This is a genomic window from Microcystis ichthyoblabe FBCC-A1114 (assembly GCF_050500245.1).
Lineage (GTDB): Bacteria > Cyanobacteriota > Cyanobacteriia > Cyanobacteriales > Microcystaceae > Microcystis > Microcystis ichthyoblabe_A.
The window spans coordinates 2,448,527-2,464,895 of record NZ_CP191408.1; the positions used below are offsets into that span (position 1 = coordinate 2,448,527).

Genomic DNA, 16,369 nt, shown 5'->3' on the forward strand with positions numbered 1-16,369 from the left:
CGGGTATCTGTATCTCAACAAGTAATTTAAATACGCAGGCAGCTGATTCTTTTTTCACTCTCTCCCTTCAATAATTTTAATTTCTTCCTCGCTTAATCCATAGAGTTTATAAACAATTAGATCGATTAATTCGTCGGTGGCGCTTAATTGTTGTTTTAGGGGCAAAAGTTTATCTAGACTGGTTTGATATTCTTTTTCTAGGGTTTCCTGTATTTGACGATCGAGTAAGTTAACGGTAATTTTCTTTTTGTTCTTTTTCAGTATCTCCCACAGTTGATCGCAGCTAAGATGAGGTTCGCTTTTTTGGTAGTCACCGAGATAGTTTTGGATTTTTGATTTGTTGGTTAAATTATCGATCGCACTGCCGATTATTCTCTCTAAATATCTTAAAAAGCTTTTGATTTCTTTTTGTTTTTCCCGATTTATCTCGATCATTTGTTCTGCTAAGTAGGCGAGAATATCATGGACTATATCGGTTTCCTCTCTCCTAATATGTTCCTCGATTTCTTTTAATATTTCTTGCTTTTCTTGATAACTTTTGATAAGTTTCTCTAAACACTGTTGACGGCGATCGCTATTGGTGTTAAAAGATATTTTTCGGATGGGGATATTCTCCATGTATTGACCAAAAAATCTTAATCTACCTTGCTTCTCTGTATCCCCCAATACAGCACTGTTTTGAGACATATAAAAGAAAATTAAGCTGGAATTTAAAAGAGCTAGTAAATAATAACTTTGGCTAGGAATTAAATAGGTAGTATTGATTGAGTAAAAGCCATTATTATCTAAAGTAAAGCGCGATTCTTTAGCAATATCTGGATATATAATTTTAGGATGCTCAAAAAAAGTCCAATAATCTACAGTGTCTTGTATCTCATACCACTTATAATTACCAGCTTTTCTTCCTTGCCAACTTCCTGAATGTAGTTCTGGTTTAGGTTCTAATTTACTTTTAAATTTTTCTAAATGTTTTTTGATAGTTGGATATTCATTAATGTTAATACCACGCCGAGTAAATATCAAAAAATTTTCTTGATAATTAATTTCATATTTTCTAATGTCGTCACCTACTACTAACGGTTTAATTATTTCTGCTGACTTTGGATCAGATTCAATTAATTTACTACGGGTATATTGATCAATAAAAAATGCTTCATTGCATCCAGTTTTTATCCCATAAAATATTTGAAGCTGTATATATTGAGCTAGAGAAATATTGTCCTTATTTAATTTATTAATAATTTTTGCAATCTGATTTTTAGCTAACGACCAACCTTCCACAGACAAGCTATTTTCACATACATAATATGACAGATCATTAATCACATCAATTAAACTATTGAATTTGAGAGACTTAATCTTTGATACTAAAACATTTTGTTGACCTACAATATTATTTTCAATCAGTAGAATAGATGGAAAAGTTGCCGCTTCCGAAAAAACAGGCAATTCTCCAAAATCGATAATTTCTTTTATAGTTGTTTGCTGGGTGAGAAATTGTCTTAATTTCGTTCCATAATTAGCACGCATAAATTTATTTGATATAATCAAACCCAAGTGACCTCCTTGCTGTAAGGATAGTAACCCCATTTCGACAAAATAAACGTATAAATCGGCAACTCCATGAAAAGATTGATAATTTTCTTTTAGAAAGGGTTTAATATCTTTTAATCCTTCTTGTCGAACATAAGGAGGATTACCGATTACAGCATCAAAACCGGGGTTATCCTTCCAAGAAGCGGAATCAAGATCGATAAAAACTTCAGGAAATTCCAGATCCCAATGAAAAAAGCGCTTACTTTTATATAAACTAGCTGCTTGGTCTAAAATTCCTTGATCTGAACGGGGTAACTTATCCCAATTAATTGCCGATATATTGCCACCGTAGCGCTGCAAAAACTCGATAGCAGTTTTAACCCCAAAAAAGCGAGAGAGGAAAACATCTAATAAACGCTTGTAGGGTTTAGCTTGACTATCAAAATCACGGAATAACTGTTCGCTTGCTTCCACTTCAGCAAAAGTCGCATCGCTGAGGGTACTAATTCCCCGCATAATTTCTGCTGCCCGAAGTAACCCAACAAAAGGGCCAGTTAAAAGAGTTAATTGACCACTTTCTTCCTCGATCATAGCGGCTTCTGCGTCCTTGGCGGTAGTTCCGATCAGAGAATTACCACAACGTAAATGATGATCCAAAAAACTCAAAGGTGCGCCCACTGTGAAAGAATGTAACCAGAGACTAACTTTGGCCAATTCTACAGCCATCGGATTGATATCTACCCCATAAATACAGCGCTTCATCACCACTCTCTGTAATAATTGCGTTGGTTCAAGGGTGGGAGAATCGAGAATAATTCCCTGTTGTCGGAGATTGTCGATAATATTTTGTCGGGTGGTTTCCAACATGGTTAAAACGGGATTATCTTCGGGATAAAGATTGAGAATCTGGATTAACTCATCGGTGAGATAGTCCACTGCTTCTACTAAAAAATGTCCGCTTCCCATGGCGGGGTCACAGAGTTTAAGATCAAGTAAGGTGGTGATCGCTTTTTTTTCTAAGCGTTGTAGCTCTTTTTCTAATCCCTGCTGACTGAGATTTCCTAAACGTCTATCGCTGCTTTCTTGTCTTCGGGTGGCGATTTCTGTCATCACATCCCCGAACTGTCGCGCTCTTTGCTCTAAAATTGGTTTGAGGGTATGACTGACAATATATTTAACAATATAATCGGGAGTGTAATAGGAACCGGTGGCTTTTCTTTCTCCCCGATCATTTTCCAGATGCACCGATTCCCCCTCAATCACGATGCGATATTCCAGTAATCCTTCGTAAATTGATCCTAACTGTCGCACACCTAAAAAACTATAGTCGATCGGCTGTCCCTCAAAACGTGCTAACTTGTCTAGGATGGGCGCTAAAACCGCATCGGATAACTTGTATTGACCGAGAAAACAATTCACCCGGCCTTCTTCCATGTCAAATAAACCCCCGTTGTAACGAGGTACGGCTAAATTAGCATCCCCTCGATCGACAATGCGAAATAAACTGAGGAGAGCATCGTATATTCCCGTCGAGGTGCCACTAAAGGCCTGCTGACGATCGATTTTAACGGCAATTTCTCGCGTCTTTTGCAATAAGCTGTAATCGCGATAGTCTCCCCTCACCGGCAGCAAGTCCCGCGCTTCTGCGTAGAGTAGAAATAATAATTTATACAGCAGGGATAAACTCGCCTCGTACAATAAATCTGGCTGTATGTCTGTATTTAATGATACAAAACCCTTAGAAATATCGGGAAAAATGCGATCAAAGACTAACTCTTTTAACTCGTTACCCACTCTGGTGGCATAGGTGGTACTTCCCTCCCGGACCCGTTCAAGGAAATTCTGACCGTGAATATCCTTAATAAAAGCCTCTTGACGGAAAAATAACCAGAAATACGGAAATTTTTGCCGGTCTCCCCCCTCTAATAGTTCCATCAAGTCCACTAGATAAAATTCCGTGGCTGTGGAGGACGCTTGACGATAATATAAGCGCCATTCTCGACCATTAGTGAGAATACCCCAATCTACTCCCGTCCCCGTGAGATAATTGGTGATCTGAAAGGAAGGATTACTATTTTTCCAGATATCTCGCTGATCATTCTTAGAAACGTCACTAAGAGAACGTTGCCAGTATTTGGCCTCAGCGATCGCTAAAACTTGACTATAAAAGGCTCTTTCATTATTCTGGAGAGCATAGGCCTGATAACGGTCATTTTCTGTGGCAAATAGGGCATAATCTGGCCTTTCTGACCTTCCTTTTCCCCTACTGCTTACCTGCGGTATATAACTAAAACCGAGAATTTCTAGAATCGGTTGTATTAATTCTGCTTCCGTTTGCGCTTCGTTAAGAGTCGGCAAAATCGCCTTTTTTTGTTGATAAAGACTCTCTAAGCGGCAAAATACCACGGATACATCCTCTTGCCATTCCCCAGAATCCGGCAGCCGATGCTCAAGATAGTGTTGAGAAAAAAGTGGTTTATTGCCCGTTTGTCCTGACATGGCCGATTATCCTAACATTGAGGGTATCTAGCCTAAAAATGAAGGGTTCGCAGGCAGGCACGGATTCCCATTATACAAAAAGTATATGTCAAGTCTCCGATTTTGTCAAGAGTTTTGGCCAAAAAAAAATTGCCTCTGGGAGGCGGGGGTGAAAGGTATCACCCCAGAGAAATAATTAAACGCCAAAAGACTTACCACAGCCACAGGTTTGACTGGCGTTGGGATTAGTGAATTGGAAACCGCCGCCGATCATCGCGTTGCTGTAATCTAACATGAGACCGTAGAGATAGAGCAGACTTTTTTTATCAGAGACAATTTTAAAGCCATCGTAATCGAAAACCTCATCTTGGGGGCCAATATTGCTAGGATGCTCAAAATCCATCATATAGGACATTCCCGAACAACCCCCCTGACGCACACCCACGCGCAGACATAAATCCTTGCCCTGTTGCTCTTTGAGCGTGGTAAGGTGTTTGAGGGCAGCCTCACTGAGTAAAATTCCTTTTCCTTGAATCTGAGTAGCTTGTGTCATCTTTAGCAGGAACTCCTAAACGCAGTTGAAGGGGACATATAAAACTTTACCTTCTCCTATCCATCTTAACGATAGTTGAGGACTGTTGACTGGATTACTGTGTACTTTTCCCAGCCTCGCAGGAGTTATAGGGCAAAAAAAGCAAAAAACTGGGATTATTAATTAAATAGCGTTGCCAGAGACGACTAGATTCTTGAAACAAACCCTAGAGCCATTCTCAGCCGATTTTCATCACCCAACGGACAGGACAGCGCTGCCTTGGGGATGCCGAAAAAGCAGCCGGAAAAGAGCCAAAGAAATTCACTTTTCTAAGCGGAGATTAGTGCCGCTGCTATTGGTGCGATAAACCCAAGTTTTGTGCTTATAAGTCAGAATAATTCGCCATCCTTGCACCAGTGCTTGAGTACAGAATTCTCCCGGTTTAGCTAATCCTAAACAACCATCGGGCCAGGTTTGTGGTTGTGCTGCTTGAATTTGCAAGCGATTAACGGATATCTTAGTTTTCCGACTCAAATCTTGACGGGTAGCGGCGATGACCGAATTAGGTGGCTCAGGAGATGCTAAACTGGGTGGCACTAAGAGGAGAGAAAGCAGAGTCATTAGCATTAAAGTGCCAGTTGCTCCCTGAATAATTCTCGTTTTACCGATTGGTACTTGCTGGCTTTGGCTAAAATTTTTTCTAGATATCATATTTAGTGCTGCCTCTTTCCAGGGGGTGATAGTCTGAGCAAATTTTCCTGTTTATCATCAGTGTCAGATCCCCCCGCCTATCGGCACCCCCCTTATCAAGGGGGGCAGGGGGGATCGAACCTAAAATCCATTTTTAATTTAATTATAACCAGCTACTTATGTTCCCGCTCTGGTTTTCGAGCAGCGGCAGCAGTCAATGTCGGTTTTCGTTGTCATCTCCTGAAAACTTCCGTCTTTTTAAGGGGCGATGGCGATTAGAATAGATGAGGATGAACTATCTTAGATGGATGGACTTATGTTATCTTTTTTCCTCCGTTGGTTGATTACCGCCGTCTCTTTATTGATTACAGCGCAAATAGTACCAGGTATAGAAATTAAAAATTTTACCGTGGCTTTGATAGCTGCTGTCGTCTTGGGTTTAATTAATGCTATTGTTAGACCCCTGTTGATTCTTTTTACCCTGCCTTTAACTATTTTGACCCTAGGGTTATTTATTTTTGTGGTCAATGCCATTTCCTTTTCTTTAGCCTCCTATTTTATCCCTGGTTTTCAGGTAGAATCATTCTTTGCTGCTTTATTCGGTTCGATCGTGGTTTCGATCGTTTCAGGAGTTTTAAATAGCATTTTCAGTGACTAAAGTGGGCAAAATTCGCTTGTTTAAAACAGCTTGGCTTACTCTGATTGATTAATTTCTGATCTAGAGACGTTGCTATAATCAACGTCTCTCTATTTTTTTGGGTATGAGTAAATCTCTACTGATTTGCTTTGGCTTTTGTCGTTAAAAATCAGGAAAATTTAATCCCAAGATTTCTATCTCAAGCAGCCAGAGCAAGTTCAATTACTGTTAAAATAACTGGAATTGTTGAGCTAAGTTTAAATAATCTCAAGTCAGTTTTTCTCGATTCTCCTAAACCTTACACCCTGATCACTAAAAATCGATGAACCAATTAAACTTAGAAGTTGCGGGAAAAAAAGAACGTTTAGATGCTTGGATGGGGTCACAATTGCCCGATTTATCGAGATCTAGGCTGCAAAAACTGATAGAACAGGGATATATACAGTTAAATGGTCAAATTTGCACCAATAAAAATACTAAAGTTGGTCAAGGCGATCGCTTAAAGATTACCATTCCCGACAGTCAACCCCTCGAATTAAGCGCCGAGGCGATCGAGCTTGATATTCTTTACGAAGACGAATATCTGATTATTATCAATAAACCTGCCGATTTAGTGGTTCATCCGGCCCCCGGTCACGAATCGGGAACCTTGGTCAACGCTTTACTGCATCACTGCCCAAATTTAGCTGGAATTGGTGGAATTCAACGCCCCGGCATAGTCCACCGCTTAGATAAGGATACCACGGGTGCGATCGTTATTGCCAAAACCGACCAGGCCCATCAACACCTACAGGCACAATTAAAAACCAAAACTGCACGCCGGGAATATATGGCCCTTGTCCACGGTGTCCCTAAAAGCGAAACAGGTACAATTGATCTGCCGATCGGTCGTCACCGTAGCGATCGCCAAAAGATGGCTATTATTGCCGTGGAAAAAGGAGGTAGAAATGCCGTCACCCACTGGCAAGTCAAGGAAAGACTAGGCAACTACACCTTAATGGAATTTCGCCTAGAAACTGGCAGAACTCATCAAATTCGCGTTCATAGCAGCCACATCGGTCATCCGATTCTTGGGGATCCCCTCTATAGTTCCGGTCGTTCCATCGGAATTAATCTACCCGGACAATTACTCCACGCCTATCGTTTAATTTTAATACATCCGGTCACGGGAGAGAGCCTAGAAGCGATCGCTCCCTTACCCGCTATTTTCCCGAAAGTTTTAGCTATTTTACGCCAGAGAAACCCCTAGCGCACAAATTGCGGCATAATCTCCGCTGCTGTCCATAATCCGTAGATACCGCGACGATGCAGGGAAACCCCTGCTTTCAGATAACCGAAAGCGGGCCCACAGACATTGGCCGCCATACTGGTTTCATCACCTAAAGTGAAGGTATGGGTGGAAATTTTGCCTTCAAAAGTCCGCCCCGTGACTTTAACATTGGTACTTAAAGGCTTTTTCGGGTTGCGCGTATCCACCACACCCCCGACGGAAACGCGATCGCGTCCACAAATTCCAGCCAATTCCAGCATAATATCGTCCGCGTGTTCCATATTTTCGAGGCTAAGAATGCCATTGGTTTTATTTAACAGCATTTCCACTTCCGCATCACTCATCTGGTGGGCTGTTTCTGGGTTGTAACCGGGTAAATGGGCGATATCTTCGCGAATAGTGGCACGATAAGCCTCCCAGTTGGCAATTCCCACGCCAAAGGTAATTTTAACGCTATGAATCTCTGCATAACTCTGGGCAGCTAGGGCAGCGGCCGCAGTTAACAGTCCGGGGGTAGCACCGCAGCCGGTCATGTAGGTGATGCCGGCGGCTTCTAGGTCTGCTTGTAGTGCTAAGATTTGTGCCATGGCGCTGGTACGTTTGAGAGCATCGACTAAAACCCCGCGCCAACCTAAGCGAATGAAAGTTTTAGCGATATCGGCCATGAAATTGTTAGGTAAATTCGGTAAGGCGAGAAAATAGCCCTCTACGTCGGCAGTTTTGATTAATTCCTCGATACTGTTCTGGCTGAGACTGCCGTAATTTTCCAGATAACCAATCGAACCCCGGTCATGATAAATTTTGTTACAGGTATTGACATCTAGACCGTCTTTGTGGTATGCAAAACCGGCTTTATCGGCGGCGGCAGTCCAGAGCATTTCCTGTTTGGGGGCGAGAATTCTAGCGGCAGCCTGTCCCAAACCACCAAAACCTAAAACACCGATCCGAAGGCGATCGCTGGCTATTTGTTTATTCATATTTGTTCTGATTCCTATAGACAAAATTCTATGATCTCGGCGGTCGTGGTTCGCCGTTGCATCTCCTTTATTTTCAATTTATCGCTTCAGGTCGTCTTTTTTGTGTAGTTTTGTTAAATTATGCCCTCCGGGGATAGGTTCGCCGTTGACGATAAAGAAAAGTTACGCGAAACTTACAAAAAATGAAAGTGGTTAGGTGACGTAATATAAAGTTTTGCTAAAATTTTAACCAGATTGCTACGATTAGCAAACTATCGTAAATTAAAACGATAGGGAGCTTTGCAAACCCCAGATTACGCCGAGAAGACCTATGAGCATGGAAAGCCTAGAGTTTATTATCTATCCCGATGGTCGCGTCATGGAAAAGGTGACAGGCATAGTCGGTTCATCTTGTCAAGAGGTGACGGCGGCGATCGAGGCACAACTCGGGCAGCTGATGTCTCAAGAGAAAACCTCGGATTATTACCATCAAACCGTCAGCCAGTCAGAGAAAGTCAGCAACGCAGCCACTTTTAGCGACTGGTAATTTTTCATTTTTCCCAATCCCTTTATTTAAGCCACTGAAAAGCCATGTCACACTTTAGCAATATCAAAACCAAAATCCGCGATCTATCCTACCTAAAAGCCGCCCTGAGCGATATGGGGATGGAATGGAAAGAGGGTTCCCACCCCGTCAAAGGTTATCAAGGTCAAACTTTAAGCGCAGAGGTGGTAATCGAGCAGGATAACAATTACGATATCGGTTTTCGCTGGAATGGCAACGAGTACGAGTTAGTTGCCGATTTACAATACTGGCAACAACCTCTAACCGTAGAGGGATTTTTAAGAAAAGTAAATCAAGGTTATGCTTACCACACCATCCTGGCAGAAACTGCTAAACAGGGTTTTCAGGTGGCAGCACAGGAAAAAAATACTGATGGTTCTATTCGTCTAGTGGTACAACGTTGGAGTGCCTAATGGCTGATTTTTCTCCCGAACGCTCTGGTTTTGAACCAGAGTTAGGGGGATTCCTAAGAGATTCCCCTGATCGCACCGGTTTTGAACCAGAATTGGGCGGTTTACTGCGCCAGAAAGCGGTTTACGTCGATGAGGTCACTTGTATCGGTTGTAAACACTGCGCCCACGTTGCCCCCAATACCTTTTTTATTGAAGGCGAATACGGTCGCTCTCGTGTCTATAATCAGGACGGTGACGAAGAAGAAATTATTCAAGAAGCGATCGAGACTTGTCCGGTTAACTGTATTCACTGGGTTAATTATAATCAGTTGTCATCTCTTGAGGAAGAACGCAAACATCAAGTGATTAAACAGTTAGGTTTTCCTCAGATTAACAAGAAATTTAGCCCCGCAGATTTAGATATCTAGGGTGGATAGGTACAGCCTCATCCACCCATTATTTCCTAGAAGTCATGGCAGCGGTTCTCGATCGAATCTGCTACAGTTCTCAGGGGAAATAATCCTATCTCGGATTTTAACGACAATGAACACCCAACTGATTGATTCTCTCGCGCGAATTATTCTCTCTCTCTCCGAGGAAGAAAGAGAGTTACTGAATCGGAAAATTGAGAGCGAACAACGGGAAAATTTGCAGATTAACGCTCAAATTTTGGATTTAGAAACCCGTGTCAAGCAATACGAAAATCAATATCGCATGAGTTCGGAAGAATTCTCTCCTAGATTTCGTTCTGGTGAGCTAGGGGACGCTATCGATTATTTCGAGTGGAATGTTTATTATGAAATGCTATTGGCAGCTAGAAAAGAGATAAGTTTACGATCAAATTAGATGGAGATAGCCGATTATATTCGCAAGGTTAAACGGAAATTATCTGAGAGTTCGATTGTGAACTCTTTCACGATTGTCGATGAAAGAATTTTATTCGATCGAGGCTATTTCCGAGCGAGAGTCCTTTTAACGAACGGAGATTTTTTAGAAATTGCGGAGGCTTTTACCTCGATCGATCAACGCATCGTTACGATAAGCTATCGCTATCAATGGATGGACGCAAGCAAACAGAAGTTAAGAAAACGCTGGGATAACGTGGAACATTTTCCCGATTTACCGAATTTTCCCGATCATGTCCATGTAGGAGATGAGTTAAACGTTCAACCTGGCGAATCTAGAAATATTTTACAAATTATCACCGTAATCGAGCGCGAGATCGAGATTTTGTCAACATAACGCGTCCTAGAGCGAAACCAACTCCTATAACTCGCCAAATCCTGAGCAAGTTGCGAGAATTATCCGATTGGAGGATAAATACCTGACTATTTCCCGAAATATTGATCGATTGAGAATCAAGAGAGTTGTTTTTTCTTGTATTTGAATTGATAAAAATAAATTTATTTGATGTTGTCTGTGGAGATTTTTGGGGTAAGTAGCTGGTTATAATCTAATTGAAACCACTTAATTGGGTAGTATTTTGTTAAGTAAAGAGCCGCTATGTACGTTTTAATTGGTGGGGCGGGAATGGTGGGGCTAGGTTTAGCCCAACAACTTTTAGACTTGGGACACACCGTCGCCATCGTTGATGTGGATCCTTTAGCTTGTCGGTTTGCCCGGGAAAAAATTGGTGTCATGGCCTTTGAGGGGAGTGCTGTCAGTACGAAAGTTCTGCTAGAGGCGGGGATTCGACAAGCTAACGCGGTTGTTGCCGCATTGAGGGACGATGCGATGAATCTAGCCCTAGTTACCTTGTCCAGAAGTTATGGCATTTCCCATATTGTGGTGAGAATGTGCGATCGCGAATTTCTCGAGGCCTATCGTCTTGCTAGAGCTAGTCACATCATCAGCACGATTGATTTAGCTGTTGTCACCATGGCCAATGCGATCGAATACCCCGAAGTAGAATCGATGATGCACTTTGAACAGGGACAAGTGGAGGTGCTAAAGCTGCCCGTCCCCAAGGATTGTTATGTAGCTGGGCGTACCGTTGCCCAAATCGCTCAAGATGCCAACTTTCCGACTGGTTCGCTGATTATTGGCTATCAGTGTCACGCTTCTGCCAGTTTAGAGATTCCCAACGGGAATACCGTCCTAGAAGCAGACTCAACTATTCTGGTGGTCACTCGTCCGGAATTCGTCAAACCTATGATCGATTACCTCGGCATTCAAACTAATCATCGTCCAACGATAGAAGTTTCTCATCCAAACCTTTAACGTAGGATTGTACCAAGTCTTCCGGTACAATGCGTTTGCGAAGTGCATCGCTCAAGGCTGCTTTCTCAGCGAGGAACAATCGTCGTCGAATGGCATCTAACTGACTGTTGTTAGGCTCCATTTGCCCCGATCGAGACTGATTATAAGCATCCCGCAGCAGCCGTTCCGATACCGCCACTTTTGCCTGATAAGATGCCCACAGTTCTTCGTACACTGCTTTCGGTAAAACGCCAGATTTCAGTAAATTGGCTAACTCATCTTGTGCCGCTTTCGACGCGATCAACTGCAGCTGCAACTGGCCAATCTCCTGGGTTACTGCCGAAACCTGACTAATATTGAGCTTTTTAATTAGCCAAGGTAAGGCTAATCCTTGGATAACCAGAGAAAATAACACAGAGCCAAAGACTAGCTCGATGATCAATTCCCTCCCTGTTAGAGTCAAAGGAATAGCAACCGCTAGGGCCATGGAGAGGGAACCCTTGATGTTGCCCAAAATCAGAATATGTTGCCAGCGCAAGGGGATCGGTCGATCAATCCAGCGAAGTACCCATAGTAAAGAATACACTGACAGAATACGCCCCAATTGATAAGCCAAAATGACCAGCACAATCGATGGCAAGGTTTGCCATAGGGTCAAGGGGTTGATTTCAATACCAATAAGCAGAAAAATAAAGGTATTGACGATAAAACCGGCATATTCCCAAAAACTGATCAGGGTAATGCGATCGGATGCAGAGGCGCTGCGAGGCAGCCCCAAGTTACCAAAGACAAGTCCGGCAATAACTACCGCTACCGCTCCCGATACACCCAAAAACTGCCCGAGTTGAAAAGCTCCCAAGGCAAGCGCAACCGTAAGCAACAGGCTACTCAGCGGCTCCCGTAAGCGCACATAGATGGGCAGACACAGGTAGCCTAGGACAGCGCCCACTAATCCCCCACCCAGAGCAACGATCAACACTTCCTTGATGACTTGTGTAGTGCTGATGGTTCCAGTGGCGTAAATCACCAAGAGCAAATTGAAGGTGACGAGTGCGGCTGCATCATTAAATAGTGTTTCCCCTTCCACAATAGTGGAGAGTCTAGAGGGAACCCGAATTTCTCTAAAGACGGCAATGATTGAGACAGTATCGGTGTTTGCTAGAATCACTCCCACCAATAAGGCGGGAATCCAATCTAGCCCCAGGCCAAATTTTACCAAAACTGCAATAACCGCCGCAGAAAAAACCGAACCAGGTCCTGCGAGCAGTGCGATCGGTTTAAAGGTGCTGCGAAGACGGCTGATATCCGTATTAATCGCCGCTTCAAAAATCAGAATCGGCAGAAAAAGGTTAAGCACTAAAAACGGATCTAAGCCAATACGACGAGATAACAGATCGGTAATCGGTAATCCTGCTAACACTAAACCTGCCACATAGGAAATGCGTAATCGCTGGGTTACTAGGGCCACAGCAGTGGCAATCAGTAGCAGCAGGATCAAGACAAGAACCAGTTCAGGAATGTCTCCCACCGTTTGGCTGTTCACAGCAGAATTGCTATCGAAGGATTTTTGTTGTGCTGCCCAGGCTACTAATAATTCTCCCCTCATAAGACGATATTCTCGGTAAGACCGACAATTAAGAACTTGACTATTTTTACAATATAAAGGGGCTCTTCGGGAATTGTTATGCAAATAATTAACTTAAAATAAAATTCGATGAGAGCAACTACGCTCAAAAGTAGCTGAAATTCATACAGGAAAAGACTTAAGGCACAAATAGGTTAATACCAAAAGATAGACAATCGAGTTAAGATTTAATATAATAGCCAAAAACGAGATTATTTTACTTATAATACTTGACAAATTTTTGAACCTACAAGGAACCTGTATTCAAGGCTATCGACACCTAGAAAATATCGGTATAGTTTAACCAGTCGAATCGAAAAATAAAAAAGCAGCCTGTCCTCGTTGTGGGTTAGAGAGCGATAAACTCCACCAAAATCATCGACATTTAGTCAAAGATTTACCGCTCTCAGGTCAACCAGTGTACCTACAAGTTAATCGTCGTCAATTTAAGTGCGGTAATTGTCAGAAATCCTTTAGCGAAGAGTTAGATTTTGTCGCCAAGAAACGAACCTATACGAAAAGACTAGCCGAGAATATACTCGAACAATTAAAAGAAGGAGATATTTTAAATCTTAGCCGAAGAAATGACGTAACGGAAGAAGAGATTCAAAGAATGATAGAGGACATCGCCGAAGAAATTACAGAGCCAGACCTATCGGAATTAAAAAGACTAGGAATTGACGAAATCGCTCTAGTCAAAGGACAAAAAAATTACTGTGCAGTTTTAGTAAATTTAGATACGGTAAAACTAATAGCTATTCTAGAGAAGCGAACACAAGAAGAATTGAGGGAAACGCTTACGGGGTGGGGAAAAGAGGTGTTAGAGCAAATTGAAGAAGTCAGCATAGACCTTTGGTTGCCCTATAAAAATTTGGTGAAAGAATTGATGCCATCGGCCGAGGTAGTCGCCGATAGATTTCATGTAATGAAACAAATTAATCAAGAGTTAGACGAACAGAGAAGAGCGGAAAAAAGAGCCGTAGAAGCGCAGAAAAATAAAAAACAGAAAACGGAAAAAGAAGCAAAGCTAGAAGTTTTAAAGCGAAGTAAATATAGTCTGTTAAAAAATGAAGAAGATTTAACGGAAACTCAAAAAATCAAACTAGAAGCTATCAAAGAAAAATTCCCAAATTTGAAAAAGATGCACGAGTTAAAGGAAGAATTTAGAAAGATTTATGAAACCTCAGAGAATCCGACAGAAGGACTGCTATCTATCTCGGACTGGTTGGCAAAATCCTCCAGTGTTTTTACCAAGAGTTGTCAAACAATCCGAAACTGGTTTGGAGAAATCATTAGTTATTTCGAGCGAAGGACAACTAATGGGGTGGTCGAGGGAATCAACAATAAACTTAAACTAATAAAACGGAGAGGCTATGGCTTTAGAAACTTTCGAAATTTTTGGGTTAGAAGTATGTTGTCTTGGCATCTTGTCTGTTGATTTAGCATAAAGGATAACGAAGAGCCTATAAAGGAGGTTATGGCAGTTACAGCCTTTCTCAGAAAGATGAGGTTAGTTATTGTTGCTAAAATACTTGATGAGTAAGGATTAATCTGTACTTCATCTTTAGGAGAAAGAATGAGAAATTTTCTACTTACCCGGTGATTGCTGTGGGGAGGGAAAAGTTAGAGGCAATCGGGGCAAAATGATAAGTATTTTATATACAAACACCTTCAATACTTAAAAATATTTCAATTTACAATTAGTAATATTTATTTTTACTCAAGAATTTATTGAGAATAATTTCTATTTATTTACGAGGTGGCAATACTTCCAGCGATTCTGGTATAATTTCGCATTATGCTATGGTGGAGTTTTCTGTGCTTTTTTGAAGTTCTCAAGTTCTAGCTTGCCTTGAAACCATTGCTAAATCTAGACTTTTCCTTTTAGCCAAACCAAACACTTCCGCTAATTCTCCCTTTTTTCCCTAACAACGTTGATCTAATTTTTGTGTAGTTTTGTTGCAAAGTCAAAATTTTTTTGACAAAATGCCTAAATTGTGGTAGGGACGAAATGACGGGATTTAGCATCATTTCTAGTTCCAGTGTTTCCTAAAATCAGAGACTTCGTACCTCACCCTTAAGATAACTGCTAAGTAGGGTTTGCTGGAAAAGGCCTAGGATGGGGTCAGGCAGAAGACAGGAGTTTAAGGCTTTGTTGCTCCCCTTTTTTTTACCAGTTTGCGTACCACAAAAAGGATAATGCAAGGTTTTTGAAGGTCTCAATCTATTTTCGCAGCATGAACATCGGCTCTTAAAAGGTCAAAAGTCTTATTTTAAAAGGGTTCTACCATTATCTAGCAAGCCCTAATTACTATAGCGTTTCCTAAGCTAGTGAGGTACACCTATTTTCTTCCCTTTTGCCTTTTGCCTAAAACCCATAACTTTTGTACCTCAGCAGACTGAAAAACGCTATATCATAATATTTCTTCTCAAAAAAAGAGGAGAAAAAAGCAAGTTCTGCCTTTCTCTCCTCCAGTCTAGCGATTAATTACATTGGAACAGTAGCCAGTAATCTTGAACTACTATTCACCGCTTTAGTAAGCACCGTTATTTTTGGGAAAAACCACAACACCGATAGTTCTGAAGATTACCCAGATATCGGTTAACCAGTTACGCGAATTAACGTAATACACATCCATCTGCACCCGCATGGGATAGGGGATGTCATTACGTCCAGAAACTTGCCATAAACCAGTTAAACCGGGGCGAATAGTTAAGACCTTGTCGATGCGATTGCCATATTTCTGCAATTCTTCGGGAACTAAAGGCCGCGGACCGACGACGCTCATATCTCCTCGCAGGACGTTCCAGAATTGGGGAAACTCGTCCAAACTGGTTAAGCGGAGAAACTTGCCAATCCAAGTTATGCGGGGATCGTCCTTGAGCTTGAAATTATCCTCGAATTCCGCCCGCAGTTGGGGGGAGTCTTCCATCAGTCTCTCTAACACCTTATCCGCGTCCATTACCATAGTACGGAACTTGATACAGTTGAAATGCTGGAAGTTTTGACCGACGCGCTTCTGCATATAGAAGACCGGACCGGGGGAACTAATCGCGATCAATAAGGCTAAGATCAAATAAAGCGGCGAAAAGAAAATTAGAACCGATAGGGAGAAAACGATATCGAATAATCGTTTTGAGGTATCGCCGTCTAAAGCTATTAACCAAGATTTTTGATGCCGTCTACCAGAGACCGAAGGTTTGAACCCTCGCTTCATCAAAGCTTGTAGAGCCTTGACGGAGATAAGTTGGCTATTAGCAGTCATCTTACTCCTTCACATCACACACACCACACAGTACCCATGATAAAGCCACAAGACTGAAAAAACAAGTCTTCGGGTCAATAACTGGCACGGGCCATTCTAGAGCCTTTGTACTAAAAAATCTCTAATTAGGGTTTACTGAAAAAGTTTCTTGGTGGAGTCAGCAGTCGGCAGTCAGTAGTCAGGAGATTATTTTTATTTATTCTCCCTTATCCCCACTCCCTGCT

14 protein-coding genes and 1 pseudogene are annotated in these 16,369 nt (G+C 41.9%); 9 read left to right on the forward strand and 6 right to left on the reverse strand.

The genetic code is table 11. The features are described from left to right. Window positions 1–54: 54 nt before the first annotated feature. From ACQY1Y_RS11790 to ACQY1Y_RS11800, 3 genes are all read right to left on the reverse strand, one after another. Window positions 55–4,035 carry an Eco57I restriction-modification methylase domain-containing protein gene (locus ACQY1Y_RS11790; protein ID WP_430014630.1) on the reverse strand — a complete coding sequence of 1,327 codons (3,981 nt, stop codon included), beginning with the start codon at window positions 4,033–4,035 and terminating at the stop codon, window positions 55–57. Between the two features lie 175 nt (window positions 4,036–4,210). Continuing rightward, a complete protein-coding gene (locus ACQY1Y_RS11795; RefSeq protein ID WP_002732517.1) occupies window positions 4,211–4,567 on the reverse strand; it encodes an iron-sulfur cluster assembly accessory protein in 357 nt (118 codons plus the stop codon). Window positions 4,568–4,867: 300 nt separating this feature from the next. Further along, a complete protein-coding gene (locus tag ACQY1Y_RS11800; protein ID WP_430014631.1) occupies window positions 4,868–5,257 on the reverse strand; it encodes a hypothetical protein in 390 nt (129 codons plus the stop codon). A gap of 295 nt (window positions 5,258–5,552) precedes the next feature. Here ACQY1Y_RS11800 and ACQY1Y_RS11805 point away from each other — a divergent pair, with 295 nt between their 5' ends. Both ACQY1Y_RS11805 and ACQY1Y_RS11810 read left to right on the forward strand, forming a co-directional pair. Next, window positions 5,553–5,894, forward strand: a complete 342-nt coding sequence (locus ACQY1Y_RS11805) for a phage holin family protein (protein WP_008197697.1) — start codon at window positions 5,553–5,555, stop codon at window positions 5,892–5,894. Window positions 5,895–6,195: 301 nt separating this feature from the next. Further along, the gene (locus ACQY1Y_RS11810) at window positions 6,196–7,122 is read left to right on the forward strand and encodes an RluA family pseudouridine synthase (RefSeq protein WP_002734135.1); all 927 of its coding nucleotides are present in this window, start codon (window positions 6,196–6,198) and stop codon (window positions 7,120–7,122) included. On the opposite strand, the gene bioU is transcribed toward ACQY1Y_RS11810, so the two are convergent. After that, on the reverse strand, window positions 7,119–8,120 hold the full coding sequence (bioU, locus tag ACQY1Y_RS11815; RefSeq protein WP_024969126.1) for a (S)-8-amino-7-oxononanoate synthase BioU: 1,002 nt from the start codon (window positions 8,118–8,120) through the stop codon (window positions 7,119–7,121). The two genes, ACQY1Y_RS11810 and bioU, sit on opposite strands and share 4 nt — an antisense overlap. Before the next feature lie 310 nt (window positions 8,121–8,430). On the opposite strand from bioU, the gene ACQY1Y_RS11820 reads away from it, so the two are divergent. The 6 genes from ACQY1Y_RS11820 to ACQY1Y_RS11845 all read left to right on the forward strand — a co-directional run bounded on the left by ACQY1Y_RS11820 (window position 8,431) and on the right by ACQY1Y_RS11845 (window position 11,276). Next, on the forward strand, window positions 8,431–8,646 hold the full coding sequence (locus ACQY1Y_RS11820) for a DUF2997 domain-containing protein (RefSeq protein ID WP_002752708.1): 216 nt from the start codon (window positions 8,431–8,433) through the stop codon (window positions 8,644–8,646). A gap of 44 nt (window positions 8,647–8,690) precedes the next feature. Then, window positions 8,691–9,077 (forward strand): DUF1257 domain-containing protein, encoded by a 387-nt coding sequence (locus tag ACQY1Y_RS11825; RefSeq protein ID WP_002731926.1) that lies wholly within the window; start codon window positions 8,691–8,693, stop codon window positions 9,075–9,077. Beyond that, window positions 9,077–9,484, forward strand: a complete 408-nt coding sequence (locus tag ACQY1Y_RS11830) for a ferredoxin (RefSeq protein ID WP_430014632.1) — start codon at window positions 9,077–9,079, stop codon at window positions 9,482–9,484. Before ACQY1Y_RS11825 ends, ACQY1Y_RS11830 begins: the two co-directional genes overlap by 1 nt. A gap of 115 nt (window positions 9,485–9,599) precedes the next feature. Beyond that, window positions 9,600–9,902 (forward strand): hypothetical protein, encoded by a 303-nt coding sequence (locus tag ACQY1Y_RS11835; protein WP_002747587.1) that lies wholly within the window; start codon window positions 9,600–9,602, stop codon window positions 9,900–9,902. 57 nt (window positions 9,903–9,959) lie between these two features. Further along, window positions 9,960–10,298: a toxin-antitoxin system TumE family protein gene (locus tag ACQY1Y_RS11840; protein WP_238142021.1), complete on the forward strand. Its 339-nt coding sequence runs from the start codon at window positions 9,960–9,962 to the stop codon at window positions 10,296–10,298. Between the two features lie 261 nt (window positions 10,299–10,559). Next, window positions 10,560–11,276: a potassium channel family protein gene (locus ACQY1Y_RS11845; protein WP_104396939.1), complete on the forward strand. Its 717-nt coding sequence runs from the start codon at window positions 10,560–10,562 to the stop codon at window positions 11,274–11,276. Here ACQY1Y_RS11845 and ACQY1Y_RS11850 read toward each other — a convergent pair. Next, the gene (locus ACQY1Y_RS11850; protein ID WP_430012810.1) at window positions 11,233–12,861 is read right to left on the reverse strand and encodes a cation:proton antiporter; all 1,629 of its coding nucleotides are present in this window, start codon (window positions 12,859–12,861) and stop codon (window positions 11,233–11,235) included. The genes ACQY1Y_RS11845 and ACQY1Y_RS11850 overlap by 44 nt on opposite strands. Before the next feature lie 241 nt (window positions 12,862–13,102). Between ACQY1Y_RS11850 and ACQY1Y_RS11855 the strand changes: the two are divergent. Then, window positions 13,103–14,317 (forward strand): annotated as a pseudogene (locus ACQY1Y_RS11855) (ISL3 family transposase). Between the two features lie 1,096 nt (window positions 14,318–15,413). On the opposite strand, the gene ACQY1Y_RS11860 reads toward ACQY1Y_RS11855, so the two are convergent. Continuing rightward, on the reverse strand, window positions 15,414–16,145 hold the full coding sequence (locus tag ACQY1Y_RS11860) for a sugar transferase (protein WP_002752714.1): 732 nt from the start codon (window positions 16,143–16,145) through the stop codon (window positions 15,414–15,416). Between the last annotated feature and the right edge of the window lie 224 nt (window positions 16,146–16,369).